The following is a 3734-nucleotide window of genomic DNA, read 5'->3' on the forward strand; positions in this document are numbered from 1 at the left end:
CTAGGTCGTGTCGTTTGGATCTTCGTGGACCAGGGTGCGGCGTCAGATGCTCCCCCACTGCCCCGAAGGGCGTGGGAGGTGCCCCCACCATCGCAAGGCGGAGGATCGTCCTCGTACTGGGCGTACGTGGACGTTCCGACAACGCGGCGAGGTGCCGTAGCTGGCGTCGCGCCCCCGCGAAGATCCGAACGACACGGCCTAGCCGCCCCCGACCCCGGGAGCGGTACAGGACGGCGCCGGACACCACGCTCCCGGCACCGGACACCACGCCCCCGCCGGTAGCCGCCGCGCTCCGGAGGCGCTTCCGTACCATCCCGGACGCCCCCAGGGGCGCCCCGTTCTTCCGGCTCCGCAGTGGCGGCGCACCAGCCCATTCCGGAGCCGGCTCTCACGTGCGAGGGCCGACGTGGCCCAGGGCGTGTCCGCCGGTCGTCGCCGCCCGCGAGACCGGGGAACGCGCCCCGGGCCGCGCGGCGTTCGCCGGTGCCGGGCCGCGCGGAACATCCCCGGGCGCGGCGCGCACCTCTGCGTGCGGTTCGCAGCCGGAACCGCCCACCCCCACAGGAGAGAGGCTCCATCCCGCGATGAGACCACACAGGAAACGCCGGATCAGGCCGGGCCCCGTCACCGGCGCGCTGGCGCTCGCCGCCCTGCTGGCGGGCGCCCTGCCCGCCGTGTCGGTGGCCCAGCCGGCGCACGACGCCTCCGCGAAGGGCGCGGCACGGCTGTCCACGGGAAGCATCAGCTCGCTGAAGCCGAGCCAGAACTACTTCCTCGGCAAGCACGCGAGCGTCCCGCTGAAGGCCGAGGTCAGGGGGGACGTCAGCAAGGTCGAGTACTTCGCCGACGACACCCTGCTCGCCACCGACTCCACGGCCCCCTTCGACGGGGTCTGGAAGGACGTGCCCGCCGGGCAGTACTCGGTCACGGCCAAGGTGTTCAACAAGGACGGCAAGCCGACCACGACCGAGCCCGCCGTCGTCACCGTGCTGTCCAAGCCGACCATCCTCGCCTCGCCCGTCACCAAGCAGGTCAGACAGGGCCACCACACCTCGTTCGGGGTCACCCTGGCGACCAGGCCGTCCTCCGATGTCACGGTGAAGGTCGACCGGGCGGGCGGCAGTGGCAACCTGACGCCCAATCAGAAGAGGCTCACGTTCACCCCGGAGAACTGGAACAGGGCACAGCGGGTCGAGGTCGCGTCCCTGAAGAAGGGCGGCGACCTGAAGAACGCCACTTTCAGGGCGAGCGCCGACGGCTACAAGTCGGGCCTCGCCGAGGTCCAGGAGCTGAAGCCGGACGCGTCCGACTACGAGCAGGCATTCCTCGACCAGTACAACAAGATCAAGGACCCGGCGAACGGCTACTTCCGCAACTTCGACGGTGTGCTGGTGCCCTACCACTCCGTCGAGACCCTGATGGTGGAGGCCCCCGACCAGGGTCACGAGACCACCTCGGAGGCGTTCAGCTACTACCTGTGGCTTGAGGCCGAGTACGGCAAGATCACCGAGGACTGGGGCCCGCTGAACGACGCGTGGACCTCCATCGAGACCTACGCCATCCCCCCGCACTCCGCCCAGCCCACGAACGACGGCTACAACGCCTCCTCGCCCGCGACCTACGCCGCCGAGTACCCGGAGATGTCGTCGTACCCCTCGAAGCTGGACTCCGGGGTGGCCGTCGGGCAGGACCCGATCGCGGCCGAGCTGAAGTCGGCGTACGGCACCAGTGACGTCTACGCCATGCACTGGCTGCTCGACGTCGACGACGTGTATGGCTACGGCAGTTGCTCCGACGGCGACGGGCCCTCGTACATCAACAGCTACCAGCGCGGCTCGTCCGAGTCGGTGTGGGAGACCATCACCCAGCCGTCCTGCGACGACTTCAGCTACGGCGGCACCAACGGCTACCTCGACCTGTTCACCGGCGACGCCTCGTACGCCAAGCAGTGGAAGTTCACCGACGCGCCCGACGCCGACGCGCGCGCGGTGCAGGTGGTCTACCAGGCCAAGCAGGCCGCCGAGGAGCAGGGCAAGAGCGCGGACGTCTCCGACGTCGTCGCCAAGGCGACGCAGATGGGCGACTACCTGCGCTACTCGATGTACGACAAGTACTTCAAGAAGATCGGTGACTGCACCTCCCCGTCCTGCCCCGCGGGCACGGGCAAGGACAGCTCGCACTACCTGATCTCCTGGTACTACGCCTGGGGCGGCTCCCTCGACACCCAGAACGGCTGGGCCTGGCGCATCGGCGACGGCGCGGCCCACCAGGGCTACCAGGACCCGATGGCCGCGTACGCGCTGTCGACCGACCCGGACATGAAGCCGAAGTCCGCGACCGGCGCCGAGGACTGGGCCACCAGCCTCGACCGCCAACTGGAGTTCTTGCAGTGGTTGCAGAGCCCCGAGGGCGGCATCGCCGGTGGCGCGACGAACAGTTGGGACGGCCAGTACGGTCAGCCGCCCGCCGAGTCCGCCAACTCCACGTTCTACGGCATGTACTACGACTGGCAGCCGGTCTGGCACGACCCGCCGAGCAACAACTGGTTCGGCTTCCAGACCTGGGGCATGGAGCGGGTCGCCGAGTACTACCAGGTGACGAACGACGAGCGCGCCAAGGGCATCCTCGACAAGTGGGTGGCCTGGGCGCTCGACAACACCACCGTGGGCACCGACGGGGACTTCACCATCCCCGACACCCTGGAGTGGAACGGTGCGCCCGACACCTGGGACCCGGACAGCCCGGGCGCCAACAGCGGGCTGAGCGTGTCCATCACCAAGACGGGCCATGACGTCGGCGTCGCGGCCTCGCTGGCGAAGACCCTCATGTACTACGCGGCGGGCTCCGGTGACACCGAGGCCCAGGCCACCGCCGAGGGCCTGCTCGACGCGCTCGTCGCCAACCAGGACGACATAGGCATCGCCGTTCCCGAACAGCGCGCCGACTACGACCGGTTCGACGACCCGTACGACCCGGCCACCGGCCAGGGCCCGTACGTGCCCGACGGCTGGACCGGCACCATGCCCAACGGCGACACGATCGACAACAGCTCGACGTTCGAGTCGATCCGGTCCTTCTACGAGGACGACCCCGACTGGTCCAAGGTCCAGGACTACCTGGACGGCGGTGAGGCGCCGGCCTTCACCTACCACCGGTTCTGGTCGCAGAGCGAGATCGCCACGGCGTTCGCCATCCACGTGGACCTCTTCGGCTGAGCCTGCGGGCCGGCTACGGAAGAACAGCGAGATGACGCGGCCGCGTGTCGTCCGGCACGCGCGCCGCGGAGCGCGGGCCCGCCGTCACCACGGCGGCGGGCCCGCACCCCGGGGCCCGCACCGCGACCGCCACCGCCCGGCGCACGGCCGTGCCACCCGCCCCACGCACCACCCGCGCATGCACCAGCCGACCCGCCACCGACCGCCCCGCCCACCACACACGCCCCGCCCACCGCACGGACGGGCACACCCCCACCGGCGGCACAGCGCCGCCGCACCACGAGACCACAGAGCGCGCCATGCCGTGGCGGCGGACTCCTCGCTCACGCCGCCGCTCGTGAGGAACGGCACGGCGCGCGCCCCAGGTGGTGGTTCCGCGACCACCACCCGCCGCGGGGGGGGGGGGGGGGGGGGGGGGGCCCCCCCCCCGCCCCCCCCCCCGCGCGCGGGCCCCCCCCCCCCCGCCCCGCCCCCCCCCCCCCCCCCCCCCCCCCCCCCCCCCCCCCCCCCCCCCCCCCC

The 3734-nt window shown here is 71.5% G+C and carries 1 protein-coding gene; it reads left to right on the forward strand.

Annotated elements, in window-relative coordinates; genetic code table 11:
- Positions 1–584 precede the first annotated feature (584 nt).
- On the forward strand, positions 585–3215 hold the full coding sequence (locus ACIBIW_RS26215; RefSeq protein ID WP_399339495.1) for a glycoside hydrolase family 48 protein: 2631 nt from the start codon (positions 585–587) through the stop codon (positions 3213–3215).
- Positions 3216–3734: the final 519 nt, after the last annotated feature.

The sequence above is a fragment of the Streptomyces sp. NPDC050560 genome (assembly GCF_044457285.1).
Taxonomy (GTDB): Bacteria; Actinomycetota; Actinomycetes; order Streptomycetales; family Streptomycetaceae; genus Streptomyces.

Coding starts and splice junctions, on each gene's coding strand:
- ACIBIW_RS26215 (WP_399339495.1), top strand. CDS start 585: ATGAGACCACACAGGAAACGCCGGATCAGGCCGGGCCCCGTCACCGGC.